Origin of the sequence: Streptomyces tailanensis (assembly GCF_008386495.1) — a bacterium.
In the GTDB taxonomy this organism is placed as follows: Bacteria; Actinomycetota; Actinomycetes; order Streptomycetales; family Streptomycetaceae; genus Streptomyces; species Streptomyces tailanensis.
On record NZ_VTHJ01000104.1, the window covers coordinates 1 to 19,624 of the forward strand.

The 19,624-nt window shown below is 70.2% G+C and carries 17 protein-coding genes; 2 read left to right on the top strand and 15 right to left on the bottom strand.

Annotated features, from left to right (window positions below; genetic code table 11):
- Window positions 1-63: 63 nt before the first annotated feature.
- Window positions 64-996 (bottom strand): methionyl-tRNA formyltransferase, encoded by a 933-nt coding sequence (fmt, locus tag F3T56_RS43125; RefSeq protein ID WP_149830941.1) that lies wholly within the window; start codon window positions 994-996, stop codon window positions 64-66.
- Between the two features lie 350 nt (window positions 997-1,346).
- On the opposite strand from fmt, the gene F3T56_RS43130 reads away from it, so the two are divergent.
- Window positions 1,347-1,904: a hypothetical protein gene (locus F3T56_RS43130; RefSeq protein ID WP_149830942.1), complete on the top strand. Its 558-nt coding sequence runs from the start codon at window positions 1,347-1,349 to the stop codon at window positions 1,902-1,904.
- Between the two features lie 74 nt (window positions 1,905-1,978).
- On the opposite strand, the gene F3T56_RS43135 is transcribed toward F3T56_RS43130, so the two are convergent.
- The 14 genes from F3T56_RS43135 to pyrR all read right to left on the bottom strand — a co-directional run bounded on the left by F3T56_RS43135 (window position 1,979) and on the right by pyrR (window position 18,780).
- Window positions 1,979-4,129, bottom strand: coding sequence for a primosomal protein N' (locus F3T56_RS43135; protein ID WP_149830943.1), 2,151 nt, complete (start codon window positions 4,127-4,129; stop codon window positions 1,979-1,981).
- Window positions 4,130-4,271: 142 nt separating this feature from the next.
- Complete coding sequence (gene metK, locus F3T56_RS43140) at window positions 4,272-5,495, bottom strand: methionine adenosyltransferase (RefSeq protein ID WP_149830944.1); 1,224 nt, start codon at window positions 5,493-5,495, stop codon at window positions 4,272-4,274.
- Between the two features lie 237 nt (window positions 5,496-5,732).
- Window positions 5,733-6,935 carry a bifunctional phosphopantothenoylcysteine decarboxylase/phosphopantothenate--cysteine ligase CoaBC gene (gene coaBC, locus F3T56_RS43145; protein ID WP_149830945.1) on the bottom strand — a complete coding sequence of 401 codons (1,203 nt, stop codon included), beginning with the start codon at window positions 6,933-6,935 and terminating at the stop codon, window positions 5,733-5,735.
- Window positions 6,936-7,086: 151 nt separating this feature from the next.
- A complete protein-coding gene (gene rpoZ / locus F3T56_RS43150; RefSeq protein ID WP_005485492.1) occupies window positions 7,087-7,356 on the bottom strand; it encodes a DNA-directed RNA polymerase subunit omega in 270 nt (89 codons plus the stop codon).
- A 91-nt stretch (window positions 7,357-7,447) separates the two neighbouring features.
- Window positions 7,448-8,041 (bottom strand): guanylate kinase, encoded by a 594-nt coding sequence (gene gmk, locus F3T56_RS43155; protein WP_149830946.1) that lies wholly within the window; start codon window positions 8,039-8,041, stop codon window positions 7,448-7,450.
- A 61-nt stretch (window positions 8,042-8,102) separates the two neighbouring features.
- Window positions 8,103-8,426, bottom strand: coding sequence for an integration host factor (locus F3T56_RS43160; protein ID WP_003977346.1), 324 nt, complete (start codon window positions 8,424-8,426; stop codon window positions 8,103-8,105).
- Window positions 8,427-8,713: 287 nt separating this feature from the next.
- A complete protein-coding gene (gene pyrF / locus F3T56_RS43165; protein ID WP_149830947.1) occupies window positions 8,714-9,553 on the bottom strand; it encodes an orotidine-5'-phosphate decarboxylase in 840 nt (279 codons plus the stop codon).
- Entirely contained in the window at window positions 9,550-10,659 is a 1,110-nt protein-coding gene (locus tag F3T56_RS43170; RefSeq protein ID WP_149830948.1) for a quinone-dependent dihydroorotate dehydrogenase, read from the bottom strand. The genes pyrF and F3T56_RS43170 overlap by 4 nt, the downstream gene beginning before the upstream one ends.
- Before the next feature lie 74 nt (window positions 10,660-10,733).
- Window positions 10,734-14,042 carry a carbamoyl-phosphate synthase large subunit gene (gene carB, locus F3T56_RS43175; RefSeq protein WP_149830949.1) on the bottom strand — a complete coding sequence of 1,103 codons (3,309 nt, stop codon included), beginning with the start codon at window positions 14,040-14,042 and terminating at the stop codon, window positions 10,734-10,736.
- On the bottom strand, window positions 14,035-15,177 hold the full coding sequence (carA, locus tag F3T56_RS43180; RefSeq protein WP_149830950.1) for a glutamine-hydrolyzing carbamoyl-phosphate synthase small subunit: 1,143 nt from the start codon (window positions 15,175-15,177) through the stop codon (window positions 14,035-14,037). Before carA ends, carB begins: the two co-directional genes overlap by 8 nt.
- A complete protein-coding gene (locus F3T56_RS43185; RefSeq protein WP_149830951.1) occupies window positions 15,174-15,740 on the bottom strand; it encodes a PH-like domain-containing protein in 567 nt (188 codons plus the stop codon). The genes carA and F3T56_RS43185 overlap by 4 nt, the downstream gene beginning before the upstream one ends.
- Window positions 15,737-17,023: a dihydroorotase gene (locus F3T56_RS43190; protein ID WP_149830952.1), complete on the bottom strand. Its 1,287-nt coding sequence runs from the start codon at window positions 17,021-17,023 to the stop codon at window positions 15,737-15,739. Before F3T56_RS43190 ends, F3T56_RS43185 begins: the two co-directional genes overlap by 4 nt.
- 4 nt (window positions 17,024-17,027) lie before the next feature.
- Entirely contained in the window at window positions 17,028-18,059 is a 1,032-nt protein-coding gene (locus F3T56_RS43195) for an aspartate carbamoyltransferase catalytic subunit (protein WP_246204648.1), read from the bottom strand.
- Window positions 18,060-18,183: 124 nt separating this feature from the next.
- Window positions 18,184-18,780: a bifunctional pyr operon transcriptional regulator/uracil phosphoribosyltransferase PyrR gene (pyrR, locus tag F3T56_RS43200; protein ID WP_149830953.1), complete on the bottom strand. Its 597-nt coding sequence runs from the start codon at window positions 18,778-18,780 to the stop codon at window positions 18,184-18,186.
- A gap of 219 nt (window positions 18,781-18,999) precedes the next feature.
- Here pyrR and bldD point away from each other — a divergent pair, with 219 nt between their 5' ends.
- Window positions 19,000-19,500: a transcriptional regulator BldD gene (gene bldD / locus F3T56_RS43205; RefSeq protein ID WP_015661809.1), complete on the top strand. Its 501-nt coding sequence runs from the start codon at window positions 19,000-19,002 to the stop codon at window positions 19,498-19,500.
- The last annotated feature ends 124 nt before the right edge of the window (window positions 19,501-19,624 follow it).

The following is a 19,624-nucleotide window of genomic DNA, read 5'->3' on the forward strand; positions in this document are numbered from 1 at the left end:
GCTCGATGATCTGGATCAAGGAGCTCGCGCGGGCCACCCCTTGATCGAAACCAGATACAGGCCCTAGTTCCCGACGGACTCGCCGGAGCTGATCCGCACCCCACGCGCCCAATCGGCGGCACGCATCGGCTTCTTGCCCTGCGCCTGCACCCAGAGCAGCTCCACGGCGTACGAGCCGGTCCCGACGTACACGTTGTTCTTGCCGACCTCCAGCGCGCCCGGTGCGAGCTCGGTCCGCTCGGGCACCGGCACGACCTGGACGAGCTTCAGCCGCTCACCCCGGAACGTCGTCCACGCGCCCGGTGCGGGCGTACATCCCCGCACGACCCGGTCGACCCGCAGCGCGGGCGTCGCCCAGTCGATCCGCGCGTCCTCGACCGTGATCTTCGGCGCCTGGGTGATCCCCTCGGTGGGCTGCGGCACCGCCTTCAGCGACCCGTCCTCGATCCCGTCCATGGTGGCGGCGAGCAGCCCGGCACCCGCGAAGGCGAGCCTGGTCAGCAGATCACCACTGGTATCGGTCGCCCGGATCTCCTCGGTGACGGTTCCGTACACCGGCCCGGAGTCGAGCCCCTCCTCGATCAGGAACGTCGACGCCCCCGTGATCTCGTCCCCCGCCATGATGGAGTGCTGCACGGGCGCGGCACCCCGCCAGGCCGGCAGCAACGAGAAGTGCAGGTTGACCCACCCGTGGACGGGGACATCGAGGGCGACACGCGGCAGCAGCGCCCCATAGGCCACCACAGGACAGCAGTCGGGCCCGATCTCCCTCAACCGCGCCAGAAACTCCTCGTCCCGCGGCCTGTTGGGCTTCAGCACCTCGATGCCCGCCTCCTCCGCCCGCTGCGCCACAGGACTCGCGACCAGCCGCCGCCCCCGCCCCGCCGGCGCGTCCGGCCGCGTGACGACAGCGGCCACCTCATGCCGCCCCGACGCGACCAGAGCGTCCAGCGCGGGAACCGCGACCTCTGGGGTACCAGCGAAGACAAGCTTCATGGGTGACTATCGGCCTCTCGCACGGAAGTTCGCACACTCCCGCGCACAAGACGCGGGACAGCACACCAGTCTATGACCCCCGCAACCCGCAGCCGCCCATGGCGATCAGCCCCCACGGGAAACCCGTACTTGTCAGCCGACTCGCACGGGCGGTGCGCGGGTGGGAGACCCCCGCAAAAGCCCAGCGGCAGCGGGGGCGCACTCACCCCCCACGCGCCCCGCGCATATGCCCCTACGCCCCCACCCCGTTACCAGCGGAGCGAATCCGCGTTGGTCAAGAAAGAGTTGACCAATACGGGCCGCAATCAGCGGCACATCCTTATTTCAACGCCGGTTCGAGAGGCTTGTTCATGGCCGACCACGCAACCCACGACGCCCAGGCTCGGGCCAGCCTGCAATTGCTGGTGCGGGACATCGAGCGGGTCCGCCGGCAGGTGGACGCACTGCGCACCCTCACCGCCCAGTTGGGCAACGTCTACCGCCCGCGCCGCTCCGGCCCCTCCACGGGCTTCGTCGTCTACGGACGCGCCCCCGCCCCGACCGTCCGCCTCGCCCAGGAGCTGCGGGACAGTGTCGAGACCCTGGTCACGGCCGCCGTGGACTTCGACCGCTCACTCGGTTTCTCGTGGGACGCGGTGGGCTCGGCCCTCGGGGTGACCAAACAAGCGGTACACCGCCGTTACGGCGCCCGCCGCGCCGCCGCCCAGGCCGCCGCGGAGGCCGAGCGCACAGGAGAACCCCAGGGCTCCCGCACCGTCAATGTCGGCTCGGGCATGCCCACGGTGCCCGCGGCCCGCAGCATGCCGGCCCCGATGCCCACGCAAATGCCGACCCAGCCGACAGCCGGTAGCCCCACCCTCCGCGACGAGGCAAGGCCCACGGCCTTCCCCGGCCCGCGCAACGGCTGATCCCTCCCTGACTGCCTCCCGGTACCCGACCGGGAGGCAGTCTCATCCCCCGCGGCCCACTCGCGCAGTGCCCCTCACCCGATATCGAGCGGATCAACCCGAATCCGCACCCCCTCACTTCCCCCACGTGCCATCCGCGCCGCCTGCGCACTCTTCAACGCGGCGGCCAGCGCCGCGCCCCTCCCGGGCGGCACCCGGATCAGGGCCCGCTCCCACACCTCGCCCGGCGGTGGTGTCCCCACCCGCCGTGCCCTCCCCGCCTCCATGACGGGCACCGGTACGGGCCCCAACACCTCGGCTTCCGACGGCAGTTCGACCCCACCGAGAAATTCGGCCACGGCCTGAGCCGTCCCGGACACGGCAGCCATGCGTGACACGGGTGGAAACCCCAGCTCGGCCCGCTCGGCGAGCTCCCGCACCGCGTGCCCCACCGGATCCCACCGCACAAGCGCCTGCACAGGGCGCAGCGTGGGCTCGGCGACCACGACGACCGTGCCGCCCGCTCCCTGTTCCCGTACGAGCGCGGCGGCGCCGATCCAACGCCGCAGCGCTTCCTCCCCGGCCCGAAGGTCGGGCCGCCCGAGCATGGCCCACCCGTCGAGCAGCAGAGCAGCCGCGTACCCGCCCTCGGCGACCGGTTCGGCTCCCGGCGTGCTCACCACGAGCGCCGGTGTCCCCGGCACGGTGTCCAGCACCTGCTCCCGCCCGGAGGTCCGCACGGGCACCGCGGGAAAGGCCCGCCCCAGTTCCTCGGCGGTCCGTCGCGCCCCCACGATCTGCGCCCGCAGCCGGTGGCCCCCGCACTCGGGGCAGTGCCAGTCCGCCTCCGCGCGCCCGCACCACCCGCAGGTCAGGGAACCGGCGCTCTCCTGCGCCTCCAACGGCCCCGCGCAGTGCCGACACCGCGCGGGCTCCCGGCATCGCGCGCAGGCCATACGCGGGACGTACCCCCGCCGCGGCACCTGGACGAGTACGGGCCCGCTGCGCAACCCGTCCCTGGCGACCTGCCAGGCGAGGCTCGGCAGCCGCGCGGCCCGAGCCGCCTCGTCCCGCGCCAGTTCCCCGTCGCCCACGGTCCGCACCAACGGCGCGGCGGCCCGCACCTGCTCCCGCCCGGCGACGAGCGGCGCGGCCCACCCGCTCTCGACGAGCTGCGCGGCCTCGACCGTACAGCTCCAACTCCCCAGCAGGAACCCGCACTTGTCCCGTGTGGCCCGCAGCTCCAGCACCTCGCGCACATGCGGGAAGGGAGCGTTGTCATCGCTGTGGCTGGCATCGCCGTCGTCCCAGACGACAACGAGCCCGAGATCCCGCACGGGCGCGAACATGGCCGCACGGGTCCCGACGACAGCCCGCACGGCCCCTCGCCGCACGGCCAGCCACTCCCGGTAGCGCCGCTCCTGCCCCGCGTCGGCGGTCAGCAGCGCGCGCTGCCCCTCCCCCAGCAATCTCCTGAGCGCCTCGTCGACCCGCGCGGCGGGCCGCCCGGCCGGTACGACGACCAGCGCCCCGCGCCCCGACGCGAGCGTCGCCTGCACGGCCCGCCCGATCTCCTCGGCCCAGTCCGGCCCGGGCAACGCGGTCCACACGGCCCGGGGGGACCCCCCGTCGGCCAGCGCCCGCAGAAACTCCTCCCCCCGCCCGTACCGCCGCCAGGACCCGGGGTCGGGCGGAACCGGCGGAGGAGGCGGCCCACCCATCTCCACGGCCTCAGCCCTGCCGTGCCGAGGCGGAACGGCCAACTGCAGCACATCCGCGAGACTCCCGGCATACCGATCCGCCACCGCCCGCGCCAGCCCCAGCAGCTCAGGCCCCAGCACCGGCTCCGGCGACACGACCTGCGCGAGTGCGGCCAACGGCCCCGCATAGTCGGATTCGGCGACCCGCTCGACGAGAAACCCGTCGATCAGCGAGCCCCCTTCCCGCCGCCCTTCCCTGACATTCCGCCCCCCGGCCCCGAACCGCACCCGCACCCGCACCCCCGGCTGAGCGAGGGCATCCAACTCCTCCGGCACGGCATAGTCGAAGTACCGATCGAGGTGCAGCACCCCCTTGTCGACCACAACGCGCGCGACCGGCAACTCCTTCGCCAGCGCGGCCCCCCGCCAGGTCCGCGGCTTCGCCTTCGGCGCCTTGTTCTTCCGTACGGCGTCCCGAATGAGCGCGAGCTGCTCCGGCACCGCGTCCCCCGCGCCGCCGCCCCTCTTCCCATCCTCGCTGCTCACACCTGCATTCCTACCAAACCCCACTGACAACCGACGCCGCCCGACCTCCCCATCGACGAGGGCGCACCCGCGCTGGACGCGCCGAGGCCCGGCGCCCCCGAAAGGGACACCGGGCCTCGCGAAAGAACCGAAACCTGCGGCTTTACAGCCCCGCGGCCCCGCGCAGGGCGTCCACGCGGTCCGTGCGCTCCCAGGTGAAATCGGGCAGCTCGCGGCCGAAGTGGCCGTACGCGGCGGTCTGGCCGTAGATGGGGCGGAGGAGGTCAAGGTCGCGGATGATGGCGGCCGGGCGGAGGTCGAAGACCTCTTCGATGGCCTTCTCGATGCGCTCGGTGTCGACCTTGGCGGTGCCGAAGGTCTCGACGAAGAGGCCGACGGGCTCGGCCTTGCCGATGGCGTAGGCGACCTGGACCTCGCAGCGGGAGGCGAGGCCCGCGGCGACGACGTTCTTCGCCACCCAGCGCATCGCGTACGCGGCGGAGCGGTCGACCTTGGACGGGTCCTTGCCGGAGAAGGCGCCGCCGCCGTGGCGGGCCATGCCGCCGTAGGTGTCGATGATGATCTTGCGGCCGGTGAGGCCGGCGTCGCCCATCGGGCCGCCGATCTCGAAGCGCCCGGTCGGGTTGACCAGCAGGCGGTAGCCCTCGGTGTCCAGCTTGATGCCGTCGTCCAGGAGCGCCTTCAGCTCCGGCTCGACCACGAACTCGCGGATGTCCGGGGCGAGGAGGGACTCCAGGTCGATGTCGCTGGCGTGCTGCGAGGAGACCACCACCGTGTCCAGGCGGACCGCCTTGTCGCCGTCGTACTCGATGGTGACCTGGGTCTTGCCGTCGGGACGCAGGTAGGGGATGGTGCCGTTCTTGCGGACCTCGGACAGACGGTTCGACAGACGGTGGGCCAGGAAGATCGGCAGCGGCATCAGCGTCGGCGTCTCGTCCGTCGCGTAACCGAACATCAGACCCTGGTCGCCGGCGCCCTGCCGGTCCAGCTCGTCACCCTCGTCCCTCTGGGAGGCCCCCTCGACCCGGGACTCGTACGCCGTGTCGACGCCCTGCGCGATGTCCGGGGACTGCGCGCCGATCGACACCGACACACCACAGGAGGCGCCGTCGAAGCCCTTCTTCGAGGAGTCGTAGCCGATCGCCAGGATCGTGTCCCGGACCAGCTGGGCGATCGGCGCGTACGCCTTGGTCGTGACCTCGCCGGCCACATGCACCAGGCCGGTCGTGATGAGCGTCTCCACTGCGACACGGGACGTGGGGTCCTCGCGCAGGAGCGCATCGAGAATGGCATCGCTGATCTGGTCAGCGATCTTGTCGGGGTGACCCTCGGTCACGGACTCCGAGGTGAACAGGCGACGGGACACAACGCTCCCTGTGGTTGCAGCGGCTGCTGGCTGATCATTGGCGGACGGTCGGGGGCTGCGCCCGGCGTCGTCCGAGAACAGTTTATCGGTCGGGCTCGGCCACCGGCCCACCTGTCTCGTCTCTCGGGAGCCTGTGACCTGCGGCACGTGCATTCTGCCCAATGGCCGTCCGTGTTCGCCAGGGTCGCCACGCCTCAATGTGCGCGGTTCCAGGGAGCGATGGCGCGATTGGATCAGTCAGCCGAGCCGGCTCGCGACAAGGTCCCACACCGTTTCGGCCAGGGCTTCCTTGGGTCCGTACGGCACGGGGGTCTCGCTCCCGTCAGCTCCGAGCACCACAGCCTCGTTCTCCTCGGAGCCGAACGTTTTACGCTCCCCCACCTCGTTCACCACGAGAAGGTCGCAGCCCTTGCGTCGCAGCTTGGCACGGCCGTTGGCGAGGACGTCGTCGGTCTCGGCGGCGAAGCCGACGATCAAGCGGCCGGGACGGGAACGGTCGGACGATATCTCTGCGAGGATGTCCGGATTTCGCACCAGGACGATCGGCTCGGGGTCCTGGCCGTCCTTCTTCTTGATCTTGCCGGTGGCATAGTTCTCCGGGCGGAAGTCCGCCACCGCGGCCGCCATCACCACGACGTCGGCGTCCGGGGCGGCCTTGAGCACCGCCTCCCGCAGCTGCACCGCCGTGCCGACCCGCACGATGTCCACACCGGCCGGGTCCGGCAGCCCGGTGTTCGCCTCGATCAGCGTGACCCGGGCGCCCCGCGCGGCGGCCGTACGGGCCAGGGCGTATCCCTGCTTGCCCGAGGAGCGGTTGCCGAGGAAGCGGACCGGGTCGAGGGGCTCGCGGGTGCCGCCGGCGCTCACGACGACGTGGCGGCCGACGAGGTCCGGTTGTGTGACGCCCCTGGCCAGCACCCGGCGGCAGATCTCGAAGATCTCCACGGGGTCGGGCAGGCGCCCCTTGCCGGTGTCGACGCCGGTCAGCCGGCCCACGGCGGGGTCGATGACGAGGGCGCCGCGGCGGCGCAGCGTCGCCACGTTCTCCTGGGTGGCCGGGTGCTCCCACATCTCGGTGTGCATGGCGGGGGCGAAGACGACCGGGCAGCGGGCGGTCAGCAGGGTGTTCGTGAGGAGGTCGTCGGCCAGGCCGTGGGCCGCCTTGGCCAGCATGTCGGCGGTCGCCGGGGCCACCACGACCAGGTCGGCCTCCTGGCCGATGCGGACGTGCGGCACCTCGTGGACGCCGTCCCACACCTCGGTCGAGACCGGGTGGCCCGAGAGCGCGGACCAGGTGGCGGCGCCGACGAAGTGCAGCGCGGACTCGGTCGGTGCGACGCGCACGTCGTGCCCGGACTCGGTCAGCCGACGCAGCAGCTCGCACGCCTTGTAGGCGGCGATCCCACCGCTGACCCCCAGAACGACCTTCGGCTTGCCCACCGGGCCTCCCCGCACTCGAACCCGAACCTGATGTCCGCACCTGATGTCCGCACCGCGCGGCTCATCGACCTACGCGTCCATCCCACACCACAGGCCCGACAGTCGCACTGCCGGGCCTGTGGAAAAACCTACTGCGGTCTACAAATACGACTTACGCCGGGCCCTCGACGGCCTCGGACGTCAGCAGACCCGCGTTGATCTCGCGCAGGGCGATCGAGAGCGGCTTCTCGTGGACGTGGGTGTCCACGAGGGGACCGACGTACTCAAGGAGGCCCTCGCCGAGCTGCGAGTAGTACGCGTTGATCTGGCGGGCACGCTTGGCCGCGTAGATCACGAGGCTGTACTTCGAGTCGGTGGCCTCGAGGAGCTCGTCGATCGGCGGGTTGATGATGCCCTCGGGCGCGGAGATGGAAGAGGACACGCTCTACCTTCCGATGGATGGGAAAAGATCGGTCGTGATCACTGAACCCCTCAGGATCCCGGAGAGCCCAGAGAATCCGGAGAACCCGTGATCACACAACATCCATCAAGGCTAGCAGCTCGCGCGCCACATCCTCGACGGAGGTGTTGACCAAGGTCACATCGAACTCCGGCTCGGCCGCCAGCTCGACCTTCGCCGCGTCCAGGCGGCGTTCGATGACCTCGGGCGCCTCGGTGCCCCGCCCGATGAGTCTGCGTACCAGTTCCTCCCAGGAGGGAGGCGCCAGGAACACCAGCTGGGCTTCTGGCATGGTCTCGCGGACCTGCCGTGCGCCCTGGAGGTCGATCTCCAGCAGAACGGGCTCGCCCCGCTCCAGGCGTTCGATCACGGCGGCCCGGGGGGTGCCGTAGCGGTTGCCGGCGAACTCGGCCCACTCCAGCAGCTCGCCGTTGGCGATCAGCTTGTCCATCTCGTCGTCGGTGACGAAGAAGTAGTGGACTCCGTGCTGCTCGCCAGGGCGCGGCTTGCGGGTCGTCGCCGACACCGAGAGCCAGACCTCGGGGTGCGCCTTGCGCATATGGGCGACGACCGTGCTCTTGCCGACCCCGGAGGGGCCGGAGAGCACGGTCAGCCGCGGACGTACGTCCGGGGGCTCGGGGGTCGTCCCCCGGAATGTTGCAGCCATGCAGCGATTATTCCAGCTGTCCCGGAGTGCCCGGGACTCCCTTCCCGTCAGTTACCCGGGATCAGGAACCGGTGCTGCCGAACTCACGCTCCAGAGAAGCGATCTGGTTGGAACCGAGGCCGCGTACACGGCGGCTCTCGGAGATGCCGAGTCGCTCCATGATCTGCTTGGCGCGGACCTTGCCCACGCCCGGCAGGGACTCGAGCAGGGCGGAGACCTTCATCTTGCCGATGACGTCGTTCTCCTGGCCCTGCTTGATGACCTCGTGCAGGGAGGCGCCGGAGTGCTTGAGTCGATTCTTGACCTCGGCCCGCTCCCGGCGAGCCGCGGCGGCCTTTTCGAGCGCGGCTGCGCGCTGTTCAGGGGTAAGGGGCGGAAGAGCCACGCCTACGTCACCTCGGATGTCGAACTGTCGGATACGGACCGGTGAGGAACCTAGTCGCCCCACACCTGGGGAGCTACGAGCAACACGCTTGCCCGTTCTCCCCCACAACCTCGAAGGTGTGGGAGATGCCCCACTGCTCGGAGACTAGCGGCCAACTCCGCCCGAGTCAGCGAGAACAGCGGAAAAGTCCTGGTCAGCCTCCCTGGAGTCGGACATAACCGGCACATTGCCCAGGATTTGAGAATGTATTCAGACTCAAGTCGTCCGAGAGGCACTCATCGGAGGTCTCAGGCAGCGGCAACCGCGGCCCGGATCTCGTCCGCGAAACGATCCGACGCGTCACGCAGCGCGACGACGTCGGGACCGTGACGAAGAACACCCCGGCTGACGTTCGGGACCACATGGCGCACGGCCGCCCCGAAGACCCCCGGAAGGTCGGACGGTGTGGCTCCCTGGGCGCCGATTCCGGGCGCGAGGAGAGGTCCGTTGATGTCCAGGTCGTATGACGACAGATCGCCCAGCGTGGCGCCGACGACGGCACCGAAGGAACCCATCGGCTCCTCCCCCGCGTTCTCGGCCGCCAGGTGCGCCAGCATCGTCGCCCCGACGTTCCGCCCGTCGGCACGGACCGCGTGCTGCACCTCACCGCCTTCCGGGTTGGAGGTCAGCGCCAGCACGAACAGCCCGGCCCCGCTCTCTCGCGCGAGGTCCACCGCAGGCTTCAGGGAGCCATAACCCAGGTAGGGCGAGACGGTCAGCGCGTCCGAGAACAGGGGGGCGTCCTTGTGCAGGAAGGTCTCGGCGTACGCCGCCATGGTGGAGCCGATGTCGCCGCGCTTGGCGTCCATGACGACCAGCGCGCCGGCCGCCCGCGCCTCCTGGACCGACTTCTCCAGGACGGCGATGCCGCGCGACCCGTAGCGCTCGAAGAACGCGCTCTGCGGCTTGAGGACGGCCACCCGGTCCGCCAGCGCCTCGACGACCGTGCGGCTGAAGCGTTCCAGGCCGGCGACGTCGTCGTTCAGGCCCCAGCCCGCGAGCAGGGAGGAGTGCGGGTCGATACCGACGCACAGCGGGCCGCGCTCGTCCATGGCACGGCGCAGCCGCGCACCGAAGGGCTCAGTCATGCCGTCTTCTTCCTCACGTCGGCGCCGACCGCGTCGGCGAGAGTGGCGTACGGGCTGGTCCGCAGGCGTGCGGCGAGGCCCTTGTGGATGGCGCGCGCCCAGAAGGGGCCCTCGTAGACGAAGGCGCTGTAGCCCTGGACCAGGGTGGCGCCGGCGAGGATGCGCTGCCAGGCGTCCTCGGCGTTCTCGATGCCGCCGACGCCCACCAGGGTGATCCGGTCGCCCACGCGCGCGTAGAGGCGGCGCAGGACCGCGAGGGAGCGGGCCTTGACGGGGACGCCGGAGAGACCGCCCGTCTCCTTCACGAGGGAGGGTTCGGATTTCAGGCCGAGGCCCTCGCGCGCGATGGTGGTGTTCGTGGCGATGATCCCGTCCAGGCCCAGTTCCACGGCGAGGTCGGCGACGGCGTCGATGTCCTCGTCGGCGAGGTCCGGCGCGATCTTGACCAGCAGCGGGACGCGGCGCGTGCGCACCGTGCGGTCGGCGGCCTCGCGCACTGCGGTCAGCAGGGGGCGCAGCGCCTCGGTGGCCTGGAGGTCGCGCAGACCGGGCGTGTTGGGCGAGGAGACGTTCACGACCAGGTAGTCGGCGTACGGGGCAAGACGCTCGGTCGACTTCACGTAGTCCCCGGCGGCTTCATCCTCCGGGACGACCTTGGTCTTGCCGATGTTGACGCCCACCACGGTCTTGAAGACGGGCGTACGCGAGGCCAGGCGCGCGGCGACGGCCAGCGAGCCCTCGTTGTTGAAGCCCATGCGGTTGATCAGCGCCCGGTCGGCGACCAGACGGAACAGTCGCTTCTTGGGGTTGCCGGGCTGTGCCTCGCCCGTCACCGTGCCGATCTCGACGTGGTCGAAGCCGAGCATCGACATCCCGTCGATCGCTACGGCGTTCTTGTCGAAGCCGGCGGCCAGCCCGAACGGGCCGTGCATGCGCAGTCCGAAGGCCTCTGTGCGCAGTTCCTCGTAGCGGGGCGCCAGCGCGGCCGCGACGAAGGTGCGGAGCACAGGGATGCGTGCGGCGAGGCGGATCCAGCGGAAGGCCAGGTAGTGGGCCTCTTCAGGGTCCATCCGTTTGAAAACCAGACGGAAGAAAAGCTTGTACATAGTCAGTGTCCTCTTGAAGCCTCATGAGCCTCACGAAGAGGGGGACACCGTTTCCGGTGTCCCCCTCAGGGCTGCTAGTCGCGGGCCGCGGTCAGGTGTTCCGCGTGTTCCTGGAGCGAACGGACGCCCACGTCACCGTGGTTGAGCGCGTCGATGCCCTGGACGGCGGCGGCGAGCGCCTGGACCGTCGTCAGGCACGGCACGGACCGGGCCACGGCGGCCGTACGGATGTCGTAGCCGTCGAGGCGGCCGCCGGTACCGTACGGGGTGTTGACGATGAGGTCGACCTCGCCGTCGTGGATGAGCTGGACGATGGTCTTCTCGCCGTTCGGGCCGGTGCCCTCGGACTGCTTGCGGACGACGGTGGCGTTGATGCCGTTGCGCTTGAGCACCTCGGCCGTGCCGGACGTGGCGAGCAGTTCGAAGCCGTGGGCGACGAGCTCACGCGCCGGGAAGATCATCGAGCGCTTGTCGCGGTTGGCGACCGAGATGAACGCGCGGCCCTTGGTGGGCAGCGGCCCGTACGCGCCGGCCTGCGACTTGGCGTACGCCGTGCCGAAGACCGAGTCGATGCCCATGACCTCACCAGTGGAGCGCATCTCCGGGCCGAGGACCGTGTCGACGCCGCGCCCGTGGATGTCGCGGAAGCGCGACCACGGCATGACGGCCTCCTTGACGGAGATCGGCGCGTCGAGCGGCAGCTCACCACCGTCGCCGTTCGCCGGAAGCAGGCCCTCCGCCCGCAGTTCGGCGATGGTCGCGCCGAGCGAGATCCGGGCGGCCGCCTTGGCCAGCGGCACCGCGGTCGCCTTCGAGGTGAAGGGGACCGTACGGGACGCGCGCGGGTTGGCTTCGAGGACGTAGAGGATGTCGCCGGCCATCGCGAACTGGATGTTGATCAGGCCGCGCACGCCAACACCCTTGGCGATGGCCTCCGTCGAGGCCCGCAGGCGCTTGATGTCGAAGCCGCCCAAGGTGATCGGGGGCAGGGCGCACGCCGAGTCGCCGGAGTGGATACCGGCCTCCTCGATGTGCTCCATGACGCCGCCGAGGTACAGCTCCTCGCCGTCGTACAGCGCGTCGACGTCGATCTCGATCGCGTCGTCCAGGAAGCGGTCGACCAGGACCGGTCGGGAGGGGCTGATCTCGGTCGACTCGGCGATGTACGACTCCAGCCGGGCCTCGTCGTACACGATCTCCATGCCGCGTCCGCCGAGCACGTAGGACGGGCGGACGAGGACCGGGTAACCGATCTCGTCGGCGATGGCCTTGGCGCCGGCGAAGGTGGTCGCCGTGCCGTGCTTCGGCGCCGGGAGCCCGGCCTCGGCGAGCACCTGACCGAACGCGCCGCGGTCCTCGGCGGCGTGGATGGCCTCCGGGGAGGTACCGACGACCGGTACGCCGTTGTCCTTGAGCGCCTGCGACAGGCCCAGCGGGGTCTGGCCGCCGAGCTGGACGACGACGCCCGCGATCGGGCCGGCCAGCGACTCCGCGTGGACGATCTCCAGCACGTCTTCCAGCGTCAGCGGCTCGAAGTACAGGCGGTCGGAGGTGTCGTAGTCCGTGGAGACGGTCTCCGGGTTGCAGTTGACCATCACGGTCTCGTAGCCCGCGTCGCTGAGCGCGAAGGAGGCGTGGACACACGAGTAGTCGAACTCGATGCCCTGGCCGATACGGTTCGGGCCGGAGCCGAGGATGATCACAGCCGGCTTCTCGCGGGACGCGACCTCGGTCTCCTCGTCGTACGAGGAGTAGAAGTACGGCGTCCTCGCCGCGAACTCGGCGGCGCAGGTGTCCACCGTCTTGTACACCGGGCGCACGCCCAGCGCGTGCCGGACCTCGCGCACGACGTCCTCGCGCAGGCCGCGGATCTCACCGATCTGCTGGTCGGAGAAGCCGTGCCGCTTGGCCTCGGCGAGCAGGTCGGGATCCAGCTTGTCGGCGGCGGCCAGCTCGTCCGCGATCTCCTTGATCAGGAAGAGCTGGTCGACGAACCACGGGTCGATCTTCGTGGCCTCGAAGACCTCTTCCTGCGTGGCACCGGCCCGGATGGCCTGCATGACGGTGTTGATACGGCCGTCGGTGGGCCGCACGGCCTCCACCAGCAGCTCCGCCTTGTCGCCGGGCTCGCCGACGAACGTGAACTGGCTGCCCTTCTTCTCCAGCGACCGCAGCGCCTTCTGGAGGGCCTCGGTGAAGTTGCGGCCGATCGCCATGGCCTCGCCGACCGACTTCATGGTCGTGGTGAGCGAGGAGTCGGCGGACGGGAACTTCTCGAAGGCGAAACGCGGGGCCTTGACGACCACGTAGTCGAGCGTCGGCTCGAAGGAGGCCGGGGTCTGCTCGGTGATGTCGTTCGGGATCTCGTCCAGCGTGTAGCCGACGGCCAGCTTGGCGGCGATCTTGGCGATCGGGAAACCGGTCGCCTTGGAGGCAAGCGCGGACGACCGCGATACACGCGGATTCATCTCGATGACGATGACACGGCCGTCAACAGGGTTCACAGCGAACTGGATGTTGCAGCCGCCGGTGTCGACGCCGACCTCGCGGATGACGGCGATGCCGATGTCACGGAGGATCTGGTACTCGCGGTCCGTGAGCGTCATCGCGGGCGCGACCGTGATCGAGTCACCCGTGTGCACACCCATGGGGTCGAAGTTCTCGATGGAGCAGACGACCACGACGTTGTCGTGCTTGTCGCGCATCAGCTCCAGCTCATACTCCTTCCAGCCGAGGATGGACTCCTCCAGGAGCACCTCGGTGGTCGGGGAGAGCGTGAGGCCCTGGCCGGCGATGCGGCGCAGCTCCTCCTCGTCGTGTGCGAAGCCGGAGCCGGCGCCGCCCATGGTGAAGGAGGGGCGCACGACGACCGGGTAGCCGCCGAGCTCCTCGACACCGGCGATCACATCCTCCATCGAGTGACAGATCACCGATCGTGCACTCTCGCCATACCCGATCTTGCTGTTGACCGCGTCAACCACCAGCTTGAACTGATCGCGGTCCTCACCCTTGTGAATCGCCTCGACGTTGGCGCCGATCAGCTCGACGCCGTACTTCTCCAGCACCCCGTTCTCGTGCAGCGAGATGGCCGTGTTGAGCGCCGTCTGGCCACCGAGGGTCGGCAGCAGGGCGTCCGGCCGCTCCTTGGCGATGATCTTCTCGACAAACTCGGGGGTGATCGGCTCGACGTACGTGGCGTCGGCGATCTCCGGGTCGGTCATGATCGTCGCCGGATTGGAGTTGACCAGGACGACCCGCAGGCCCTCGGCGCGCAGGACACGGCACGCCTGGGTGCCGGAGTAGTCGAACTCGGCGGCCTGGCCGATGACGATCGGGCCGGAGCCGATGACCAGGACGGACTGGATATCGGTGCGCTTAGGCACGCTGGCCCTCCATCAGGGATACGAAGCGGTCGAACAGGTAGGCGGCGTCGTGCGGGCCCGCTGCCGCTTCGGGGTGGTACTGGACGCTGAAGGCAGGCTTGTCGAGCAGCTGGAGCCCCTCGACGACCTGGTCGTTCAGACAGACGTGCGAGACCTCGGCGCGGCCGTAGGGGGTCTCGGAGACCTTGTCGAGCGGGGCGTCGACGGCGAAGCCGTGGTTGTGCGCGGTGACCTCGACCTTGCCGGTCGTACGGTCCTGCACCGGCTGGTTGATGCCGCGGTGGCCGTACTTCAGCTTGTATGTGCCGAAGCCGAGCGCGCGCCCGAGGATCTGGTTGCCGAAGCAGATGCCGAAGAGCGGGGTGCCGCGCTCCAGGACCGCCCGCATGACGGAGACCGGGTGGCCGGCGGTGGCCGGGTCACCGGGTCCGTTGGAGAAGAAGACTCCGTCGGGCTGGACCGCGTACACGTCCTCGACCGTCGCCGTGGCGGGCAGCACATGCACCTCGATGCCGCGCTCGGCCATGCGGTGCGGGGTCATGCCCTTGATACCGAGGTCGACGGCGGCGACGGTGAACTTCTTCGTGCCGATCGCCGGGACGACGTACGGCTCCTTGGTGGCGACCTCCGTGGAGAGGTCGGCGCCCTTCATCTCGGGGGCCTGGCGCACCTCGGTGAGCATGGTGCCCTCGTCGGGCAGCGCGTTGCCGGAGAAGATGCCCACGCGCATGGCGCCGCGCTCGCGCAGGTGGCGGGTGAGGGCCCGGGTGTCGATGCCGCTGATGCCGACGACGCCCTGCCCGGCCAGCTCCTCGTCGAGGGAGCGCCGGGAGCGCCAGTTGGAGGGCACGCGCGCGGGGTCGCGTACGACATAGCCCGCGACCCAGATCCGCTTCGACTCGGGGTCCTCGTCGTTGACTCCGGTGTTGCCGACGTGCGGGGCGGTCATCACGACGACCTGGCGGTGGTACGACGGGTCGGTGAGGGTCTCCTGGTAGCCGGTCATCCCGGTGGAGAACACGGCCTCGCCGAAGGTCACCCCCACGGCCCCGTAGGCACGGCCGCGGAACATCCGGCCGTCCTCCAGGACGAGTACGGCGGGAGCCTTGGTGGCTCCCCGGGTGGAGGTCGTCATCGTGCGCCTTCCGTTTCCGTCTTGTTGATCATGTTGTTCAGGGCCTCGACCCATTCGTTGTGCTCGGCCGCGCGGTCGGAGCGGAACCCGGAGTCGAGCAGCCTGTCGCCGTGTTCCCAGGTGACGACCAGCAGCCCGCCCTCGGTGAGGACCTTGCCGGCGATGCCCTTGTCGAGCCGGGCCTCGCGCAGGGCCCGGGCCGGGACGAAGAAGTCCGTCGCTCCCGGGCGTATGACATCCAGGCCCGCGTCCGTCAGCGTGAGCTCGACCCGGCTGCGGGTGCCCAGGCCGTGCGCCACGATGCGGTCGAGCCACTGCCCGGCGGTGGTGGAGCCGTGGTAGCGGCCGCTCATGCTCAGTCTCACGGGACCGGGCTCATCCGGCGCGTCGGGGAGGGCGGGCAGATCGCTCTGGAGCGTGCCGCGCCATTTCCAGCCCTCGCGCATCAGCCAGTAGACGAGCGCGACGAAGAGCGCGAGTCCGACGAGCCAGCCGATCCGCGCGGCCCAGTCGGTGACCTCGGCCGATTCCTTCTCGGCGGCCAGCAGAATTACAGGTGTCACGTGAGCTTCCCGTCGACGAGCGTGGCCTTGCCCCGCAGCCACGTGTGCGTGACACGGCCCGGCAGCTCGCGGCCCTCGTACGGGGTGTTGCGGCTGCGCGAGGCGAAGCCCGCGGGATCCACCGACCCACGGTATGCCGTGTCGACGAGCGTGAGGTTGGCGGGCTCACCTGCCGAGACGGGACGGCCGTGGTCCCTGGCCTGCCCGATCTTGGCCGGCTTGAAGGACATGCGGTCCGCGACGCCCGCCCAGTCGAGCAGCCCGGTGTCGACCATCGTCTCCTGGACCACGGACAACGCGGTCTCCAGCCCGACCATGCCCATGGCGGCCGCGGCCCACTCGCAGTCCTTGTCCTCGTGCGGGTGCGGCGCGTGGTCGGTGGCGACGATGTCGATCGTGCCGTCGGCGAGCGCCTCGCGCAGGGCCAGCACATCGCGCTCGGTGCGCAGCGGCGGGTTGACCTTGTAGACCGGGTTGTACGTCCGCACGAGCTCGTCGGTGAGGAGCAGGTGGTGCGGGGTGACCTCGGCGGTGACGTCGATGCCGCGGGACTTGGCCCAGCGGACGATCTCCACCGAGCCCGCGGTCGACAGGTGGCAGATGTGTACGCGGGACCCCACGTGCTCGGCGAGCAGGACGTCCCGAGCGATGATCGACTCCTCGGCCACCGCGGGCCAGCCGCCGAGGCCCAGTTCGGCTGAGACGATGCCCTCGTTCATCTGGGCGCCCTCGGTCAGCCGCGGCTCCTGCGCGTGCTGGGCGACGACACCTCCGAAAGCCTTCACGTACTCCAGGGCCCGGCGCATGATCACGGCGTCGTCGACGCACTTGCCGTCGTCGGAGAAGACAGTGACCCCGGCGGCCGACTCGTGCATCGCGCCCAGCTCGGCGAGCTTCTTGCCCTCTAGGCCGACGGTGACGGCACCGATGGGCTGGACGTCGCAGTAGCCGTGCTCCCGGCCCAGTCGCCAGACCTGCTCGACCACACCGGCGGTGTCGGCGACGGGGAAGGTGTTGGCCATGGCGAAGACGGCCGTGTAGCCACCGGAGGCCGCCGCCCGCGTACCCGTGAGCACGGTCTCGGAGTCCTCACGGCCGGGCTCCCGCAGATGGGTGTGCAGGTCGACGAGGCCGGGCAGGAGAACCTTGCCGCCGGCCTCGACCACCTCGGCGCCCTCGTCGGAGAGCCCGCTGCCCACCGCCTCGATCACCGCACCGTCGATCAGCACGTCCTGCGGCTCGCCGCCGAGCACCTTCGCACCACGGATCAGGATCTTGCTCATCGTCTTACTTCTCCTCGGTGGTGCGGAATGCAGGGGTGGGCGCGAAGCGCCTCGATGCAAGGGTGGTGGTGGGCGACGGGTGGGCGACGGCGGGTTCGTTGCCGCCCAGGAGCAGGTACAGCACGGCCATCCGGATGGAGACTCCGTTGGCCACCTGCTCGACGACGGTGCAGCGGTCGGAGTCGGCGACCTCGGCGGTGATCTCCATACCGCGGACCATCGGGCCGGGGTGCATCACGATGGCGTGCTCGGGCATCCGTGCCATGCGGTCGCCGTCGAGGCCGTAGCGCCGCGAGTACTCGCGCTCGGTCGGGAAGAACGCGGCGTTCATCCGCTCGCGCTGCACCCGCAGCATCATCACCGCGTCGGACTTGGCGAGCGTGCTGTCGAGGTCGTACGAGACGTCGCAGGGCCAGGTCTCGACGCCGACCGGGACCAGGGTGGGCGGGGCGACGAGGGTGACCTCGGCGCCGAGGGTGTGCAGCAGGTCGACGTTGGAACGGGCGACGCGGCTGTGCAGGACGTCGCCGACGATCGTGATGCGTCTGCCGGACAGGTCCTGGCCGAGCCCGGCGTCCCGGCCGACGAGGCGGCGGCGCGCGGTGAAGGCGTCGAGCAGGGCCTGAGTGGGGTGCTGGTGGGTGCCGTCACCGGCGTTGATCACGGCGGCGTCGATCCAGCCGGAGGTCGCCAGCCGGTACGGGGCTCCGGAGGCGCCGTGCCGGATGACGACAGCGTCGACGCCCATCGCCTCGAGGGTCTGGGCGGTGTCCTTGAGGGACTCGCCCTTCGACACCGACGAGCCCTTGGCGGAGAAGTTGATGACGTCCGCGGACAGACGCTTCTCGGCGGCCTCGAAGGAGATCCGGGTGCGGGTGGAGTCCTCGAAGAAAAGGTTGACGACGGTACGGCCGCGCAGGGTCGGCAGTTTCTTGATCGGCCGGTCCGCGACCCGGGCCATCTCCTCGGCGGTGTCGAGGATCAGGACGGCGTCGTCACGGGTGAGGTCGGCGGCCGAGATGAGATGACGCTGCATCTTTCAGGCTCCGTAAGGCGGTTCAGAGTGGGAGGCGAGGGCCCGACCGGCCGGGGACAGCCGGGCAGGCGGGCGCGCTGGAGCGATCCTGGGGCGCATGGCAGCGCCGTACGCCGGGCGATCGCTAGTGCTGCGCGCCCCGGGCGGTCCGCTTCGCGCCGAGCAGTACGGTGTCCCGACCGTCCTCCTCGGCGAGCTGGACCTTGACCGTCTCCCGCAGCGACGTGGGGAGGTTCTTGCCGACGTAGTCGGCGCGGATGGGAAGTTCGCGGTGGCCGCGGTCGACGAGGACCGCGAGCTGTACGGCGCGCGGGCGGCCGATGTCGTTCAGCGCGTCGAGCGCGGCACGGATCGTGCGGCCGGAGAAGAGCACGTCGTCGACGAGGACGACCAGGCGGCCGTCGAGGCCGTCGCCGGGGATCTCCGTGCGGGCCAGCGCACGCGGCGGATGCATGCGCAGGTCGTCGCGGTACATGGTGATGTCGAGCGAGCCGACCGGGATCTTGCGGTCGGTGATCTCCGCCAGCTTGGCGGCGAGCCGCTGGGCGAGGAAGACGCCTCGGGTCGGAATGCCGAGGAGCACCACGTCGTCGGCGCCCTTGGCGCGTTCGACGATCTCGTGGGCGATGCGGGTCAGGACGCGCGCGATGTCGGGGCCTTCGAGAACGGGCCTCGCATCGGACGACGGCTGATCCGGTTGCGGATTTTCCTGCGTGTCCATACGAAACGGACCTCCTTCTCCGCCTCACGGGACGGACCTTAAAGGACGTCGGATTTGCGCCATCAACGTTAGCAGGCTCCCGCAACGCCCCTGATCACCCCCCTGGCGCAACCGACAACGGTTACCACGGAAGAGTCGGTCCGGACCATTCGGCTTGACGGGGCAGAGTCACGCTGCGTAACCTCACAGTGAGTCACCAGCCTTCGTCCGGGGAGCTATATGTCCAGCGAATACGCCAAACAGCTCGGGGCCAAGCTCCGGGCCATCCGCACCCAGCAGGGCCTTTCCCTCCACGGTGTCGAGGAGAAGTCCCAGGGACGCTGGAAGGCGGTCGTGGTCGGTTCGTACGAGCGCGGCGACCGCGCCGTCACCGTGCAGCGCCTCGCGGAGCTGGCGGACTTCTACGGGGTTCCGGTGCAGGAGCTGCTTCCCGGTACGACCCCTGGTGGCGCCGCCGAGCCGCCGCCGAAGCTCGTCCTCGACCTTGAGCGCCTGGCCCATGTGCCGGCCGAGAAGGCGGGTCCGTTGCAGCGTTACGCGGCGACGATCCAGTCCCAGCGCGGTGACTACAACGGCAAGGTGCTGTCGATCCGCCAGGACGACCTGCGCACCCTCGCCGTCATCTACGACCAGTCCCCCTCGGTCCTCACCGAGCAGCTGATCAGCTGGGGCGTCCTCGACGCGGACGCTCGCCGCGCGGTCAGCCACGAGGAGGCCTGACGCCTCGGACGGGGCTCAGCAGAAACGTGCCGCCGGGGTGGCCTGAACCTGATGGGTCGGGGCACCCCGGCGGTTTTTTTACGGGAACGTCGGTGGGCCCGCAGCGTTGGAGCTGCGGGCCCAC

Coding starts and splice junctions, on each gene's coding strand:
- F3T56_RS43195 (WP_246204648.1), bottom strand. CDS start 18,059: ATGCAGCGTCATCTCATCTCGGCCGCCGACCTCACCCGTGACGACGCC.
- fmt (WP_149830941.1), bottom strand. CDS start 996: ATGAAGCTTGTCTTCGCTGGTACCCCAGAGGTCGCGGTTCCCGCGCTG.
- F3T56_RS43130 (WP_149830942.1), top strand. CDS start 1,347: ATGGCCGACCACGCAACCCACGACGCCCAGGCTCGGGCCAGCCTGCAA.
- F3T56_RS43190 (WP_149830952.1), bottom strand. CDS start 17,023: ATGAGCAAGATCCTGATCCGTGGTGCGAAGGTGCTCGGCGGCGAGCCG.
- carA (WP_149830950.1), bottom strand. CDS start 15,177: ATGACGACCTCCACCCGGGGAGCCACCAAGGCTCCCGCCGTACTCGTC.
- gmk (WP_149830946.1), bottom strand. CDS start 8,041: ATGGCTGCAACATTCCGGGGGACGACCCCCGAGCCCCCGGACGTACGT.
- pyrR (WP_149830953.1), bottom strand. CDS start 18,780: ATGGACACGCAGGAAAATCCGCAACCGGATCAGCCGTCGTCCGATGCG.
- bldD (WP_015661809.1), top strand. CDS start 19,000: ATGTCCAGCGAATACGCCAAACAGCTCGGGGCCAAGCTCCGGGCCATC.
- pyrF (WP_149830947.1), bottom strand. CDS start 9,553: ATGACTGAGCCCTTCGGTGCGCGGCTGCGCCGTGCCATGGACGAGCGC.
- F3T56_RS43170 (WP_149830948.1), bottom strand. CDS start 10,659: ATGTACAAGCTTTTCTTCCGTCTGGTTTTCAAACGGATGGACCCTGAA.